Origin of the sequence: Streptomyces sp. PsTaAH-137, from assembly GCF_003259365.1 — a bacterium.
Classification (GTDB): domain Bacteria; phylum Actinomycetota; class Actinomycetes; order Streptomycetales; family Streptomycetaceae; genus Streptomyces.
This window is the reverse complement of record NZ_QLLY01000029.1, coordinates 1-15701: the sequence shown is the minus strand read 5'-3', so window position 1 is coordinate 15701 and position 15701 is coordinate 1. Positions and strand designations below refer to the sequence as shown.

The window sequence follows — 15701 nt, the reverse complement described above, 5'->3', positions numbered from 1 at the left end:
CCCCTGGGCAGTCCCTCGACCGCGGGCCGGTGGCCGCATCTCGCGCCGTTCCCCGCGCCCCTGAGGCAGGCGCTTCGCGCCGCCTCCCCATCGCGCTCTCAGCCCCGGGCCTCTGTTGATGAGATGGCGCACGCAGTGCGCATCTCAGGGGCGCGGGGAACTGCGCGACCAGCCACGACGAGAGGCGCGGGCGGGAGACGGGCCCGAGAAGGCTCAGGCCGCGGTCGGGCCCTGCTGCGCCCAGCGGGCCTTCGCTTCGTCGATCTTGCGGCCGAAGTGGATCGAGGCCCACCACAGCGCCGCGAAACAGGCGCCGAGAAAGAACATCACCGGCACCCAGAAACCGCTGACGATCAGAGCGATCTGCAGGGCCCAGCCCAGCTGGACGCCACCGGGCCGGGTGATCATGCCGCACAGCAGCACCGACAGCGCCATGGCCACGCCACAGACCGTCCAGACCAGCCCACTCGACAGGTCCTGGTCCTTCATCGCGACCAGCCCGGCGAACCCGATGACGAAGAACTCGCCGATCAAGGTCGAGGCACACAAGGTACGCACAGCGCTCAGCCCTTCCCAAGCAACAGCAGCCGGGCTTCCCCGACGGTGATCACGGACCCGGTGACGAGCACGCCGCCGCCCGCGTACTCGCCCTCTTCCTCGGCCAGCGTGATCGCGGCCTCCAGAGCGTCGTCCAGCCGCGGCTCGACCTGCACCCGGTCGTCCCCGAAGACCTCGACCGCGACGGCCGCCAGCTCATCGGCGTCCATGGCGCGGTGACTGGAGTTCTGCGTGACGACGATCTCCGCGAAGATCGGCTCGAAGGCTTCGAGCAGCCCCCGTACGTTCTTGTCGCCGCTCGCCCCGACGACCCCGATGAGCCGGCTGAAGTCGAAGACCTCGCTGATGGCGTCGGCGGTGACCCGGGCGCCCGCGGGGTTGTGCGCGGCGTCGAGCACGACCGTCGGCGACCGCCGCACCACTTCCAGGCGGCCCGGCGAGGTGACGGACGCGAACGCCGTACGGATGGTGTCGATGTCGAGCGGGCGGGCGTGCTCCGAGCCGATGCCGAAGAACGCCTCGACGGCGGCGAGCGCCACCGCCGCGTTGTGCGCCTGGTGGGCGCCGTGCAGCGGGAGGAAGACCTCCTCGTACTCGCCGCCCAGGCCGCGCAGGGTGACCAGCTGGCCGCCGACGGCGATCTGCCGGTCCACCACGCCGAACTCCAGGCCCTCGCGGGCGACCGTGGCGTCCGTCTCGACGGCCTTCTTCAGAATCACCTGCGCCGCGTCCACCGGCTGCTGCGCCATGATCACGGTGGCGTCCTGCTTGATGATCCCGGACTTCTCCACCGCGATCTCGCCCGGCGTGGAGCCCAGGCGGTCGGTGTGGTCCAGGTCGATGGGGGTGATGACCGCGACGGAGCCGTCGATGACGTTCGTCGCGTCCCAGCTGCCGCCCATGCCGACCTCGACGACCGCGACGTCGACGGGGGCGTCGGCGAAGGCCGCGTACGCCATACCGGTGAGCACCTCGAAGAAGGACAGCCGGTACTCCTGCTGGGAGTCGACCATCTCGACGTACGGCTTGATGTCCTCGTACGTCTCGATGAAGCGCTCGTGGTCGATCGGCGCGCCGTCGAGGCTGATCCGCTCGGTGATCGACTGCACGTGCGGCGAGGTGTACCGGCCGGTGCGCAGGTCGAAGGCGGCCAGCAGGGCCTCGATCATGCGGGCCGTCGACGTCTTGCCGTTCGTCCCCGTGATGTGGATCGAGGGGTACGCCTTCTGCGGCTCGCCCAGCACGTCCATCAGCGCCGCGATGCGGGCCACCGACGGCTCCAGCTTGGTCTCGCCCCAACGGGTGGCGAGGTCCGCCTCGACCGCCCGCAGCGCCTTCTCCACCTCAGGGTCCTGCGGCCGGGCCGGGATGCCGTCGCCCTGCGGGGGGCCGCCCTGCGTGCGCAGGGTGCGGCTGCCCGCCTCGATGACCGCGAGGTCGGGGTCGCGGTCGGTCTCGGCGCCCACGATCTCCTCGAAGGCGTCCGGGCTGTCGCTGGGGCCGTGGTCGTCGCTGCTGTCGCGCGGGGGGAGGTCACTCACGTACGCCAGTCTACGGAGGTCCCCGACAAGTGCGGACAGCGGTGCGCAAGCCGCCCTCCGGGACGGATAAGGACTTTGGACCTGTCCGAATCGGGACTTTGGTCCATCCGCGGCACAGCGTGAGCCTGCAAACTTGGCGATCATGGACATAGGTATCGATCTCGGCACCGCCAACACTCTTCTCTACGTACGCGGTCAGGGGATCGTGCTGAACGAACCGTCGGTGGTCGCCGTCAAGCAGGGCGGCAAGCAGAGTTCGGTGCTCGCCGTGGGCACCGAGGCGAAGGAGACCATCGGCCGCACCCCGGGCTCCATCACCGCGATCCGGCCGCTGCGCGACGGCGTCATCAGCGACTACGAGGCGGCCGAGCAGATGATCCGGCACTTCGTCCGCAAGGTCGCCCCGGGCCGCCGGCCCCGTACCCGGATGGTCGTGTGCGTGCCCAGCGGGGTCACGCCGGTCGAGCGGCGGGCCATCATGCATGCCGCGCAGGGATCGGGGGCGCGGGCCGTGCACCTGATCGAGGAGCCGATGGCCGCGGCGATCGGGGCCGGGCTTCCGGTGTCCGAGCCGCGCGGGTCGATGGTGGTCGACATCGGCGGCGGGACCACCGAGGTCGCCGTCATCTCGCTCGGGGGTGTCGTCACGGCGCGCTCGCTGCGGGTGGGCGGGGACCGGCTCGACGAGGCCATCACCGATCACGTGCGCAAGGAGCACGGGCTGCTGATCGGGGAGCGCACCGCCGAGGACATCAAGGTCGCGATCGGGTCGGCGTGGCCGGTGCCCGGGGAGGACGCGTTCGAGATGCGGGCGTTCACCGTGCGGGGGCGGGAGAAGGTGGGCGGGCTGCCGAAGACGGTGGAGCTGACGGTACGTGAGGTGCGCGCCGCGCTGGACGAGCCCGTGGAGGCCGTCATCTCCGCGGTGAAGGGCACCCTGGAGGAGTGTCCTCCGGAGCTGTCCGGCGATGTGATGGAGCACGGGATCGTACTGACCGGTGGGGGTGCGCTGCTGCCCGGGCTCGATCTGCGGATCGCCTCCGGCACGGGGATTCCGGTGTTCGTCGCCGAGGATCCGTTGGACAGTGTTGCGCTCGGGTGCGGGAAGTGTGTGGAGGACTTCGACGGGCTGGAGCGGATGCTGGGGGCCGCCTAGGGGGTGTTCTGGTGGGGGGCCGGGTGCGGGTGCGCGGTGGCTGGCCGCGCAGTTCCCCGCGCCCCTGATGGGGTGCCTCGACGTGGGGACAGTGGAGCGCCGTCGTGGTTGCTCGCGCAGTTCCCCGCGCCCCTGGCGGGGCTGTTCAGGCCGTCAGCCTTGGGCAGTCTGCCGCCTGGGGCGGCAGGGTGGGCAAGGCGGCACCCCGGCGCGGGGCGAGCGTCCCGGTGTGGGGCAGTGCAGCGCCGTCGTGGCTGAGCAACCAGTTCCCCTCGTTGGGCACCGCCATATGTTGTAAAGGGGCACCCCTGTTCGGCGCGGTGAGCGCCCCGTACGGGCGACAAGGGGTCCAATCGGACCATGTGGTACGCACATCAGCCGAGTCGGCGTGCTCGGCAGATCATCGGTGACGGGGCGGCCCTGCTGTGGGTCGCGGGGTGGGCCGTGGTGGCCGTCGCGGCGCATCGGGTGCTCGGGGCCGCGACCCGGCCCCGGGTCGGGCTTCCCGGACCGCTGCACGGAGTCGCGCGGGCCGGTGACCGGATCGTGAGCGCGGCGCCGGAAGGGGCGGGACCGGTGCGGCTGCTGGTGCTGCTCGCCGCCCTCGCGGTGTTCGTGGTGCCGGTCGCGCTGCTCTGCGCGCTGTGGCTGCCGCGCCGGATCCGCTGGGTGCGCCGGGCCGCCGCCGCCCGGGATCTCGCGAACAGTGAGGACGGCCGCGAACTCCTGGCGCTCCGGGCGCTCCTGCGCCCCCTCGACGAGGTGGGCCGCACCGCCGAGGCCCTGCCCGAGACCACGCCGGGCAGCCTCGCGGAGGGCTGGCGCGAGGGCGACCCGGCGACCCTGGACGCGCTCGCGGAGGCCGAACTGATCCGGCTCGGACTGCGCACCGCCTGACGCCGCACGACGGAGGCCCCGGAACCGAAGGGTTCCGGGGCCTCACTCACGTACGGATACGCGTCACGCCTGCGGCAGGCGCTCCAGCTGGGCCTGGATACGGGCGATGTCCTCGTCCGCCTTGGCCAGGCGGGCCCGGATGCCGTCGACGACCTTCTCCGGAGCCTTGCCGAGGAACTTCTCGTTCCCGAGCTTGCCCTCGGCCTGCGCCTTGTCCTTCTCGGCGGCGGCGAGGTCCTTGGCGAGGCGCTTGCGCTCCGCCGCGACGTCGATCGCACCGGACAGGTCGAGCGCGACCTCGGCCCCGGCGACCGGCAGCGTCGCCGTCGCCTGGAACTCCTCCCCCGCCGGCTGCAGCTTGAGCAGCTGACGGATGGCCGGCTCGTGCGCGGCGAGCGCCGTGCCGTCCAGGGTCAGGCGGGCCGGAACGCGCTGGCCGGCCTTCAGACCCTGGTCGCCCTTGAAGCGGCGGACCTCGGTGACGACCCGCTGGACCGTCTCGATCTCCTTCTCGGCCGCGTCGTCCCGGAAGCCCGAGTCCTTCGGCCAGTCGGCGATCACGACGGACTCGCGCCCGGTGAGCGTCGTCCACAGCGTCTCGGTGACGAACGGGACGATCGGGTGCAGCAGGCGCAGCGTGACGTCCAGGACCTCGCCGAGGACCCGGCCCGACACCTTCGCCGGCTCGCCGCCCGCCATGAACGTCGTCTTCGACAGCTCGACGTACCAGTCGAAGACCTCGTCCCACGCGTAGTGGTAGAGCGCGTCGGAGAGCTTCGCGAACTGGTAGTCGTTGTAGAACGCGTCGACCTCGGCCACCGTCTTGTTCAGCCGGGACAGGATCCAGCGGTCGGTGGCCGTCATCTCGGACGGCTCCGGCAGCGGGCCCTCGATCGTCGCGCCGTTCATCAGCGCGAAGCGCGTGGCGTTCCAGATCTTGTTGGCGAAGTTGCGGGACGCCTGGACCCAGTCCTCGCCGATCGGGACGTCCGTGCCCGGGTTCGCGCCACGCGCCAGCGTGAAGCGGAGCGCGTCGGAACCGTACTTGTCCATCCAGTCCAGCGGGTCCACCACGTTGCCGAAGGACTTCGACATCTTCTTGCCGTTCTCGTCGCGGACGAGACCGGTCAGGGCGACCGTCTTGAACGGAACCTCGCCGTCCATCGCGTAGAGACCGAACATCATCATCCGGACGACCCAGAAGAAGATGATGTCGTGGCCGGTGAGCAGGACGTCGGTCGAGTAGAACTTCTCCAGGTCCGGCGTCTGCTCGGGCCAGCCGAGCGTGGAGAACGGCCACAGGCCGGACGAGAACCAGGTGTCGAGGACGTCCTCGTCCTGCTTCCAGCCCTCGGCCTCGGTGCCGGGCGGCTGCTCGTCGGGGCCGACGCAGACGACCTCGCCGTTCGGCCCGTACCAGACCGGGATGCGGTGGCCCCACCACAGCTGGCGCGAGATGCACCAGTCGTTGAGGTTGTCGACCCAGTCGAAGTACCGCTTCTCCATCTCCTTGGGGTGGAGGGTGACCCGGCCGTCGCGGACGGCGTCGCCGGCGGCCTTGGCCAGCGTCTCGACCTTGACCCACCACTGCAGCGACAGGCGCGGCTCGATGGTGGTGCGGCAGCGCGAGCAGTGGCCGACGGAGTGGACGTACGGGCGCTTCTCGGCGACGACGCGGCCCTGCTGGCGCATGGCGTCGACGATCGCGGAGCGCGCCTCGAACCGGTCGAGGCCCTGGAACGGGCCGGGGACCGTGATGACCCCGCGCTCGTCCATGATCGTCATGGTCTCGAGGCCGTGCCGCTGGCCGATCGCGAAGTCGTTCGGGTCGTGGGCGGGCGTGACCTTCACGGCGCCGGTGCCGAACTCCGGGTCGACGTGCGTGTCCGCGACGACCGGGATCGTGCGGTCCGTCAGCGGCAGCTTGATGCGCTTGCCGATGAGGTGCGCGTACCGCTCGTCGTCCGGGTGGACGGCGACCGCGGTGTCACCCAGCATCGTCTCGACACGGGTGGTCGCGACGACCACGCTGTCGTTGCCCTCGCCGTACTTCAGCGAGACCAGCTCGCCGTCGTCGTCCTGGTAGTCCACCTCGATGTCCGAGATGGCGGTCAGGCAGCGCGGGCACCAGTTGATGATGCGCTCGGCGCGGTAGATCAGCTCGTCGTCGTAGAGCCGCTTGAAGATGGTCTGGACGGCGCTGGAGAGGCCCTCGTCCATCGTGAAGCGCTCACGCGACCAGTCGACACCGTCGCCGAGGCGGCGCATCTGGCCGAGGATCTTGCCGCCGTACTCGCTCTTCCACTGCCAGACGCGGTCGACGAACTCCTCGCGGCCCAGGTCGTGCCGCGACTTGCCCTCCTCGGCGAGCTGCTGCTCCACCTTGTTCTGCGTCGCGATACCGGCGTGGTCCATGCCGGGCAGCCACAGCGCCTCGAAGCCCTGCATGCGCTTGCGGCGGGTGAGGGCGTCCATCAGCGTGTGCTGGAAGGCGTGGCCCAGGTGGAGCGAGCCCGTGACGTTCGGCGGCGGGATGACGATCGTGTACGGCGGCTTCTCACTCTTGGCGTCCGCCGTGAAATAGCCCCGGTCTACCCAGCGCTCGTACAGCGTCTCCTCTACCTCGGCCGGCGCGTACTGGGTCGGCAGTTCGGTGGTGGGCGCTGAGTGCTGCTGCTGAGAGTTCTCGGTCACGGAGCCAGTTTAGAGGGGTCACAGTCCCGTACTGAAACCATATCCGGTGGCTCGATCCGTACGGCAGTACGCCAGGATGTCAGGAGCACATAAGCATCGGGAGGGAACCCATCCAATGAGCTACAACCAGCCGGGCCCCTACGGAGGCCAGCAGCCGCAGCAGCCGGGGCCGTACGGCCAGCAGCCGCAGCCTGGCCCGTACGGCCAGCAGCCCCAGGCCCCCCAGCCCGGCTACGGGTATCCCCAGCAGGCACCCCCCGGTGTCCCGCCCCAGCAGCCGCCGAACCCGTACGGCCAGCAGCCGCAGGCCGGGTACGGCTACCCGCAGCAGCAGGCCCCGTACGGCCAGGACCAGTACGGCCAGTACCCGCCGCCGCCCCCGGCCGGCGGTGGCGGCAAGAAGGCCGCCATCATCATCGGCGCGGTGGCCGTGGTGGCGGCGATCGGGGTGGGGGCGTACTTCGTGATCGGCGGTGGCGGGGGTGGCGGCGGCGCGTCGGTCACGGACGACGGCGCGCACAAGCTCTCGACGCCGGCGACGGTGCTCGGCGAGTACCAGAAGACCGACACCTCGTCGTCGGACGGTTTCGACTCGTCGGACATGAAGGACGCCGAGAAGGACGGGCTGAAGAACGGCACGCCCGTCAGCGCGGGTTACCAGGTCAAGGACGCCGCCAACCCGCTGAGCGGCAAGGTGCTGCAGTTCCAGGGCGCGTACGGCGAGATCGACGACCCGTCGCAGCTCGTCAGCGGCATGTTCGAGAAGGGCGCTTCGGAGATCGCGAAGGGCAGCAGCACGGGTGACGGGAAGGCCACGCTCGTCGGTGACCCCACCGACTACAGCACGGACGACGTGACCCTGAAGTGCCAGGAGCTGAAGTTCGAGAACACCAGCGGCTCGACTTCCACGACTCCCAAGGAGATGCACATGCCGCTGTGCATCTGGAGCGACCACAGCACGATGGCGATGGTCACGTCGGCCAACATCGCGGACATGATGTCCGGCAAGTCGCCGGACCTGAAGGAGGCGGCGGACATCACCGCCAAGCTCCGCAAGGAAGTCCGCGTCCCCGCGTAACCCGCCCCGCAACACACGGAAAGGGCCCCGACCGGATCTCCGGTCGGGGCCCTTCCGCTACGTCAGATGCCGTACGGCTAAGCCGACTTCTGCTCCCCGCTGCCGCCGCCCCGCGCATCCCGCGGGATCAGCGTCGGGTTCACGTTCGAGTGGACGGCGTCCGCCGTGATGACGACGCGGGCGACGTCCTTGCGGGACGGGACCTCGTACATCACCGACTGGAGGACCTCCTCCATGATGGCCCGCAGACCACGCGCGCCGGTGCGGCGCAGGATCGCCTGGTCGGCGATGGCCTCCAGTGCCTCGCGCTCGAAGTCCAGCTCCACGCCGTCGAGTTCGAAGAGGCGCTGGTACTGCTTCACCAGTGCGTTGCGCGGCTCGACGAGGATCTGGAGCAGGGCCTCGCGGTCCAGGTTGTGGACCGAGGTGATGACGGGGAGACGGCCGATGAACTCGGGAATCATCCCGAACTTCACCAGGTCCTCCGGCATGACCTCCTGGAACTGGTCCTTCTCCTCCAGCTCGCGCTTGGAGTGGATCGTCGCGCCGAAACCGATGCCCTTGGCGCCGGCCCGCGACTCGATGATCTTCTCCAGACCGGCGAAGGCGCCGCCCACGATGAACAGCACGTTCGTCGTGTCGATCTGGATGAACTCCTGGTGCGGGTGCTTGCGGCCGCCCTGCGGCGGGACCGAGGCCGTGGTGCCTTCGAGGATCTTCAGCAGCGCCTGCTGGACGCCCTCGCCGGACACATCGCGGGTGATCGACGGGTTCTCGCTCTTGCGGGCGACCTTGTCGATCTCGTCGATGTAGATGATGCCCGTCTCGGCCTTCTTGACGTCGTAGTCAGCGGCCTGGATGAGCTTCAGCAGGATGTTCTCGACGTCCTCGCCGACGTAGCCCGCCTCCGTGAGCGCCGTGGCGTCCGCGATCGCGAACGGGACGTTCAGCATGCGGGCCAGGGTCTGGGCGAGGAGCGTCTTGCCGGAGCCGGTCGGGCCGAGCAGCAGGATGTTGGACTTCGCCAGTTCGATGGCGTCCTCACGGCTGCTGCCCCCGCCGTTCTCCCCGGCCTGGACGCGCTTGTAGTGGTTGTACACCGCCACGGAGAGCGCCTTCTTGGCGGCCTCCTGGCCCACGACGTAGCCCTCGAGGAACTCGTAGATCTCGCGCGGCTTGGGAAGCTCTTCCCAACGCACTTCGCTCGTCTCCGCGAGCTCTTCCTCGATGATCTCGTTGCAGAGGTCGATGCACTCGTCGCAGATGTATACACCGGGGCCTGCGATGAGCTTTTTGACCTGCTTCTGGCTCTTTCCGCAGAACGAGCACTTGAGCAGATCGCCGCCGTCACCGATGCGTGCCACGAGGTGCTTCCCCTTCGCCTGGGAGACGCCACGTTCAGCGGCTCCTGGTGCCTGTATCCGACGGTACCTTGCCGGGCCCCCCGTTCGGGCCCCCCTTGGCACGGTTCACTTTGACGTGAACCGTGCCGGGGAATGGCAGACGATACAGCGCGCGCTTACGCGATCGCCTCGTTGTTCATCTTGCGGGTCGAGATGATCTGGTCGACCAGGCCGTACGCCAGGGCGTCCTCGGCCGTGAGGATCTTGTCGCGCTCGATGTCGTCGCGGATCTTCTCGATCGGCGTCGTCGAGTGCTTGGCCAGCATCTCTTCCAGCTGCGTACGCATCCGGAGGATCTCGTTGGCCGCGATCTCCAGGTCGGAGAGCTGCTCACGGCCGGTGCCGCCGGAGGGCTGGTGGATCAGGACGCGCGCGTTCGGCAGGGCCATGCGCTTGCCCGGGGTGCCGGCGGCGAGCAGGACGGCGGCCGCGGAGGACGCCTGGCCCATGCAGACCGTCTGGATGTCCGGCTTCACGAACTGCATCGTGTCGTAGATGGCCGTGAGGGCCGTGAACGAGCCGCCGGGGCTGTTGATGTAGATGGAGATGTCGCGGTCGGGGTCCATCGACTCCAGGCACAGCAGCTGCGCCATGACGTCGTTGGCCGACGCGTCGTCGATCTGGACGCCGAGGAAGATCACGCGCTCCTCGAACAGCTTCGCGTACGGGTCGTACTCACGGACGCCCTGCGAGGTGCGCTCGACGAAGCGCGGGATCACGTAGCGGTTGTCGACCTGCGGGCCCGTGTAGAGGCCGCTGCCGGGGGTGTTGTTCATGATGGCGGTGTTCCGTCCTGGTGGGAGGGAGGCAGTGGGGCTGGGATCGGGGCCCGGGCTCAGGCGCCCGTGCCGCCGCCGCCCGGAACACCCGTAGCGGCAGTGATGATCTCGTCGATGAGGCCGTAGTCCTTGGCCTCCTCCGCGGTGTACCAGCGGTCGCGGTCACCGTCACGGATGATCGTCTCGATGGTCTGGCCGGAGTGCTCGGCCGTGATCCTGGCCATGCGCTGCTTCGTACGCAGCAGGTACTCGGCCTGGATCTTGACGTCCGAGGCGGTGCCGCCGATGCCGGCGGAGCCCTGGTGCATCAGGATGTCGGTGTTCGGCAGCGCGAAGCGCTTTCCGGCCGTGCCACCCGTGAGCAGGAACTGGCCCATCGAGGCCGCCATGCCCATACCGATCGTGACCACGTCGTTCGGGATGTACTGCATGGTGTCGTAGATCGCCATGCCGGCCGTCACCGAGCCGCCGGGGCTGTTGATGTAGAGGTAGATGTCCTTGTCCGGGTCGGCGGCAAGGAGCAGCATCTGCGCGGTGATCTTGTTGGCGATCTCATCGTCGACCTGCTGGCCGAGGAAGACGATCCGCTCGCCGAGCAGCCGGTTGTAGACATGGTCGCCGAGGCCACCACCGATGGACGGCTCGCCTGCGGCGGAAGGCATCTGAATCGTCACGTATCCACCTGCTCGTCTCTGACGGCCACGCGCCGTCTCGCGTCTCTAGCTGGGGGCGGGGCCCTTGCTCAGGGACTCCCCTGCCCTCCTCTTCATGGACCCTAACGCGCGGGTCCCTTCGGGGAATCCCGCAGATGGAACTGTTCGCTGTGAGCGCAGGTTCGGGTCAGCTCCATCAGGGGCGCGGACGCGGCCGCGGGCCGGTGGGGCTTCTCGCGCAGTTCCCGCGCCTACAGGCAGGCCCCCGGGACGCAGTGCGTCCCGGGGGCCTGCCTGTAGGGCGTTACGGAGATCAGGCCTCCGTGGACTCCTCGGCCGGGGCCTCGGCGGCCTCGGCGGCCTCGTCCTCGTCGTCCTCGAGGTCGACGACCTCACCGTTGGTGTCCTTGACGGTGGCGGCCTCGACGACCACGGCAAGAGCCTTGCCGCGGGCGACCTCGCCGACCAGCATCGGGACCTGGCCACCCTCGACGACCGCCTGGGCGAACTGGTCGGGGGACATGCCGGAGGAGGCGGCGCGACGCATGAGGTGCTCGGTGAGCTCCTCCTGGTTCACGTTCAGCTTCTCCTTGTTGACCAGCTCGTCGAGGACGAACTGGGTCTTGATGCCCTTGACGGCCTGCTCGCGCGTCTCGGCGTCGAACTCCTCGACCGTCTTGCCCTGGATCTCGAGGTACTTCTCGATGTCCAGGCCCATCTGGCCGAGCTGGTGGTGCTCGAGGTTGTGCTTGCGGGTGTTGACCTCGTCCTCGAGCAGCTTCTCGGGAACGGGGACCTCGACCAGCTCGAGCAGCTTCTCCAGGACGCGCTCCTGGGCCTGCGTGGCCTGGTCGTACTGCTTCATGTTCTCGAGGCGCTTGCGGCTGTCGGCCTTCAGCTCGTCGAGGGTGTCGAACTCGGAGGCGAGCTGGGCGAAGTCGTCGTCCAGGGCCGGGAGTTCGCGGGCGGCGACCTGGGTGACCTTGACGGTGACCTCGGCGTCCTTGCCCTCGGCGGAGCCGCCCTTGAGCTGGGAGGTGAAGGTGGCCTCGCCACCGGCCTCCAGGCCCTTCACGGCCTCGTCGATGCCGTCGAGCAGCTCGCCCGAGCCGATGGTGTAGGAGACGCCGGACGCGACGCCGTCCTCCAGGACCTCACCGTCGACCTTGGCCTCCAGGTCGATGGTCACGACGTCGCCGTCCTCGGCGGCGCGCTCGACCGGGGAGGTCGAGGCGAAGCGGTCGCGCAGCTGCTCGACCGACTTGTCGACGTCCTCGTCGGTGACCTCGACCGCGTCGACCTCGACCTCGATGCCGGAGTAGTCCGGGATCTCGATGGCCGGGCGGACGTCCACCTCGGCGGTGAAGTTCAGCGTCTCGCCGTCCTTCAGCTCCGTGATGTCGACCTCGGGCTGGCCGAGGACGTTCAGCTCGGCCTCGTTGACCGCCTCGGTGTAGAACTTCGGGAGGGCGTCGTTGACGGCCTCCTCCAGCACCGCACCGCGGCCGAAGCGCTGGTCGATGACGCGGGCCGGGATCTTGCCCTTGCGGAAGCCCTTCACCGTGACCTGCTGGTTGATCTTCTTGTACGCCGCGTCGAGGCTGTCCTTGAGCTCCTCGAAGGGCACCTCAATGCTGAGCCGAACCCGGGTCGGGTTCAGGGTCTCGACGGCGCTCTTCACGGTTCGGTCTCCTTGGGGGCTGACTTTAGGGATCTGCCCGGCTTAGAGACACACGGGCATGCAGCTTGCATAGTAACGGCAAGCCGCTGCCCAGCCACAATGCGATCTTGAGGGAGCCCGTGAGGCGCCGGTGAGGCGGGTGAGGGGCTGGGGGAAGTAGCTGGTCGGGGTGGCGGGATTTGAACCCACGGCCTTCCGCTCCCAAAGCGGACGCGCTACCAAGCTGCGCCACACCCCGTTCGGTGCGACACGTAGGGTACATGCCCGCCGACGGTACGGCGCCGGGCTTTAAGGGGGTGTGCGGGCGAGGCCCCTGACCCGCTACGATGCTTTTCGTGCCGCCGCCGATGATCGGTGGTGCGCGCTGTGCGGGCGTAGCTCAATGGTAGAGCCCTAGTCTTCCAAACTAGCTACGCGGGTTCGATTCCCGTCGCCCGCTCCACAGAACACAAGGCCAGGTCAGAGGATTGATCCTCCGATCTGGCCTTGTTCGTTCCCCTGCCGCGGGAGCTCACCGGGGGCGCTGACGCGGGCAGCACAAAAGGCGAGGCGACGAGCCCGCCGGCCGCGTACGGGCCGGCGGTCGGTCGTCGCTTCGTTCCACGGACCGGGTCTCAGAAATTGATCGAGCTGATGCTCTCCGCGACCGAGTTGAGGAAGTTGTTGATCGCGGGGGCCATTCCGGTCGACGCCAGGAAGAAGCCGAAGAGCACCGCGACTATGGCGGGTCCCGCCTTGATCGATCCTCCGCGCATGAGCACCACGAGGACGATCGCCAACAACAGCACCACTGACAGCGAAATGGCCACACTGATCACACCCTAGGTCGGTCCGCTCTCCCGGCCCGGGGGGCACAGCCCCGCACACCCCCCGCCAGGACCATCGTGCCACCAACCCGGCCCCTGTATGCGGTCCGTGACGCATCGTCGGCCACGCGCGCACGGGGGCGCGAACGACGTGCATGGCCCCCGCGCGGGTGCGGCGCACGTCGCGGCGGGGGCGACGGGGGGCGGGAGGGGTGCCGGCGGGGGTCGGAATTCGGCTTGATCGTTTCCATCGGGGCACATGCGGCGCACACATGCCCGTCGCATGTCGTTCCCGGTATTCACGCACTTTCCCCTTGCCGTACGCACAGGTAAATCCCGGGAATTCGGCGGCTCATTCCCGCCCTGCGGCGGCGCCGTGCGGAATGGTGCACAACGTGACATTCCGCCCTAGTCCAACGAGGGCGATATGCGCCGTTTAAGTGGGATTAACAGTGCGATGGCGGACAGATCGGCACGAGTTCGACGACGTACGGACCCATGTCGACTTCCGCGAATCCGGGGGTACCCGGGAGCGATAAGGAGGAATCACATTGCGGGTTTTACGAAATCCCACAGGCGCTACTAGGGTGCCTCAGATGTTCCACACTGCCATGACCCCCTCCGGCGCAGTGCGGTCCCGGACGGTCTCCCCGAATCTTCGACGGGAGGGCCTGTGACCAGCTCGCTGTATCCGCACGGCTCGCATCGCACGCCCCTCCCCCCGGCCGCGATGCCCGCGGACGGCGTGCCGTCCACCCGGACCCGGCAGCCCCCCGCCCCGGCGTCCGCCCCCGCCCCGGCCGGCGCCCCCAGGCCGAAGCAGCGGGACGCGTTCTTCGACAACGCCAAGTACCTCGCCATCGTGTTCGTGGCGATGGGGCACTCCTGGGAGCCCCTGACCGACCGCAGCCGCGCCGCCGAGGCGCTGTACATGGTCGTCTACACCTTCCACATGCCGGCGTTCATCATCATCTCCGGTTACTTCTCGCGGTCCTTCGACGCGAGCCCCCACAAACTCAAGCGGCTCATCACCGGGGTCGCGGTCCCGTACGTCCTCTTCGAGATCGCGTACACCTTCTTCAAGCGGACCGCCGGGGGCGACCCCGACTACCCGATCAGCCTGCTCGACCCCTGGTACCTGACCTGGTTCCTCGTCGCGCTGTTCGTGTGGCGGCTGACCACGCCGATCTGGAAGATCGTGCGGTGGCCGCTGCCGATCGCCGTGCTCATCGCGGCGCTCGCGTCCGTCTCGCCGGAGGTCGGTGACGACCTCGATCTCCAGCGGGTGCTGCAGTTCCTGCCGTTCTTCGTGCTCGGCCTGTGCCTCAAGCCCGAGCACTTCCAGCTCGTGCGGCGGCGCGAGGTGCGGATCATCGCCGTGCCCGTCGCGCTGTGCGCGGTGGCGCTCGCCTACTGGGCCGGGCCGCGGATGACGTCCGCCTGGTTCTATCACCGGGACAGCGCGCAGGAGTTGGGCGCTCCGTGGTGGGCCGGGATCGTGATGACGCTCGCGCTGTTCGGCGCCTCGATCGTCCTCACCGCCTGCTTCTTCGCCTGGGTTCCGGGGCGGAGGATGTGGTTCACGGTGCTCGGTGCCGGGACCCTGTACGGGTATCTGCTGCACGGGTTCCTGGCGAAGGGGTCGCGGTTCTGGGGCTGGTTCGACGCGGCCTGGGTCCACACTCCGTGGGGACAGATCGTCGTCACCGTCGTCGCCGCGTCCGTCATCACCGTGTTGTGCACGCCGCCGGTGCAGCGGATGTTCCGGTTCGCCATGGAGCCGAAGATGGAGTGGGCGTTCCGGCGGGATGCCGCCGAGCTGGCTCGGCAGCGGCGCGGGGTCTAGTTCTTTTCCGGTGTCTCGGGCAGGCCCAGGAGCGCGCGCATCTTCGCGTATTTCCGGGTGAGGCGGGTGCGGGTCGGCTCGTCCAGGATCGCCAGGCGGGCCGGGTTCGCGTTGTGGGCCAGGTCCGCTTCCTTGATCAGGCGGGCGCCCGGGGTGGCGAGGATGCGGAGCGCGTACGTTTCCGGGTCCTCGCCCTTCTGCTTTGTCAGGGCTCGGATCAGGGCCTTCGTGGTGTCGGTGAGCGGGGCTGTCGTCAGCCATTCCTCGGAGAGCGCCGCGTCCTCGATGGCGTCGTGGAGCCAGGCGGCCGCGATCTGTTCCTCTGTTCCGCCGTGGGATTCGACTCCTTCGGCGACGGCTTGCAGGTGTTCCGTGTAGGGGCGGCCGGCCTTGTCGGTCTGGTGTGCGTGGGCCTGGCGGGCCAGGGCCTCTACTTCTGTCAGGGTCAGCATGGGTTGAGGGTAGGGGGGTGGGGGCTGGGGTCGGGGGTCGTGTGCGGGTGGGTGGGGGCTGGTCGCGCCGTTCCCCGCGCCCCTGGGTCGTTCTTCGTGTGCGGGCCGGTGGCCGCTTCTCGCGCCGTTCCTCGCGCCCCTGGGTCGTTCTTCGTGT

13 protein-coding genes and 2 tRNA genes are annotated in these 15701 nt (G+C 69.1%); 5 read left to right on the top strand and 10 right to left on the bottom strand.

What is annotated here, in order from left to right:
• Window positions 1–213 precede the first annotated feature (213 nt).
• Both K377_RS38615 and K377_RS38610 read right to left on the bottom strand, forming a co-directional pair.
• The gene (locus K377_RS38615) at window positions 214–558 is read right to left on the bottom strand and encodes a DUF4233 domain-containing protein (protein WP_111668331.1); all 345 of its coding nucleotides are present in this window, start codon (window positions 556–558) and stop codon (window positions 214–216) included.
• Window positions 559–563: 5 nt separating this feature from the next.
• Complete coding sequence (locus tag K377_RS38610; protein WP_181512754.1) at window positions 564–2099, bottom strand: folylpolyglutamate synthase/dihydrofolate synthase family protein; 1536 nt, start codon at window positions 2097–2099, stop codon at window positions 564–566.
• Between the two features lie 142 nt (window positions 2100–2241).
• On the opposite strand from K377_RS38610, the gene K377_RS38605 reads away from it, so the two are divergent.
• Window positions 2242–3255, top strand: coding sequence for a rod shape-determining protein (locus K377_RS38605; protein ID WP_181512753.1), 1014 nt, complete (start codon window positions 2242–2244; stop codon window positions 3253–3255).
• Between the two features lie 360 nt (window positions 3256–3615).
• Window positions 3616–4152, top strand: a complete 537-nt coding sequence (locus K377_RS38600; protein ID WP_111668329.1) for a hypothetical protein — start codon at window positions 3616–3618, stop codon at window positions 4150–4152.
• Window positions 4153–4215: 63 nt separating this feature from the next.
• Here the strand turns inward: K377_RS38600 and K377_RS38595 are convergent, their stop codons facing one another.
• On the bottom strand, window positions 4216–6846 hold the full coding sequence (locus tag K377_RS38595) for a valine--tRNA ligase (protein WP_111668328.1): 2631 nt from the start codon (window positions 6844–6846) through the stop codon (window positions 4216–4218).
• 115 nt (window positions 6847–6961) lie between these two features.
• Between K377_RS38595 and K377_RS38590 the strand changes: the two genes are divergently transcribed.
• The gene (locus tag K377_RS38590; RefSeq protein WP_111668327.1) at window positions 6962–7924 is read left to right on the top strand and encodes a hypothetical protein; all 963 of its coding nucleotides are present in this window, start codon (window positions 6962–6964) and stop codon (window positions 7922–7924) included.
• Between the two features lie 77 nt (window positions 7925–8001).
• Here K377_RS38590 and clpX read toward each other — a convergent pair whose 3' ends face one another.
• The 5 genes from clpX to K377_RS38565 form a co-directional block, all read right to left on the bottom strand.
• Window positions 8002–9288, bottom strand: a complete 1287-nt coding sequence (gene clpX / locus K377_RS38585) for an ATP-dependent Clp protease ATP-binding subunit ClpX (RefSeq protein WP_111668326.1) — start codon at window positions 9286–9288, stop codon at window positions 8002–8004.
• Between the two features lie 155 nt (window positions 9289–9443).
• On the bottom strand, window positions 9444–10103 hold the full coding sequence (locus tag K377_RS38580) for an ATP-dependent Clp protease proteolytic subunit (RefSeq protein WP_111668325.1): 660 nt from the start codon (window positions 10101–10103) through the stop codon (window positions 9444–9446).
• 59 nt (window positions 10104–10162) lie between these two features.
• Window positions 10163–10768, bottom strand: coding sequence for an ATP-dependent Clp protease proteolytic subunit (locus tag K377_RS38575; protein WP_111668324.1), 606 nt, complete (start codon window positions 10766–10768; stop codon window positions 10163–10165).
• A gap of 304 nt (window positions 10769–11072) precedes the next feature.
• Window positions 11073–12440, bottom strand: coding sequence for a trigger factor (gene tig, locus K377_RS38570; protein ID WP_111668323.1), 1368 nt, complete (start codon window positions 12438–12440; stop codon window positions 11073–11075).
• Window positions 12441–12601: 161 nt separating this feature from the next.
• Window positions 12602–12678, bottom strand: a tRNA-Pro gene (locus K377_RS38565).
• 130 nt (window positions 12679–12808) lie between these two features.
• Here K377_RS38565 and K377_RS38560 point away from each other — a divergent pair.
• A tRNA-Gly gene (locus K377_RS38560) sits at window positions 12809–12882 on the top strand.
• Window positions 12883–13054: 172 nt separating this feature from the next.
• On the opposite strand, the gene K377_RS38555 is transcribed toward K377_RS38560, so the two are convergent.
• Window positions 13055–13249 (bottom strand): hypothetical protein, encoded by a 195-nt coding sequence (locus tag K377_RS38555; protein ID WP_111668373.1) that lies wholly within the window; start codon window positions 13247–13249, stop codon window positions 13055–13057.
• Window positions 13250–13919: 670 nt separating this feature from the next.
• Here K377_RS38555 and K377_RS38550 point away from each other — a divergent pair.
• A complete protein-coding gene (locus tag K377_RS38550) occupies window positions 13920–15092 on the top strand; it encodes an acyltransferase family protein (protein ID WP_111668322.1) in 1173 nt (390 codons plus the stop codon).
• On the opposite strand, the gene K377_RS38545 is transcribed toward K377_RS38550, so the two are convergent.
• Complete coding sequence (locus K377_RS38545) at window positions 15089–15544, bottom strand: HD domain-containing protein (RefSeq protein ID WP_111668321.1); 456 nt, start codon at window positions 15542–15544, stop codon at window positions 15089–15091. The genes K377_RS38550 and K377_RS38545 overlap by 4 nt on opposite strands.
• Between the last annotated feature and the right edge of the window lie 157 nt (window positions 15545–15701).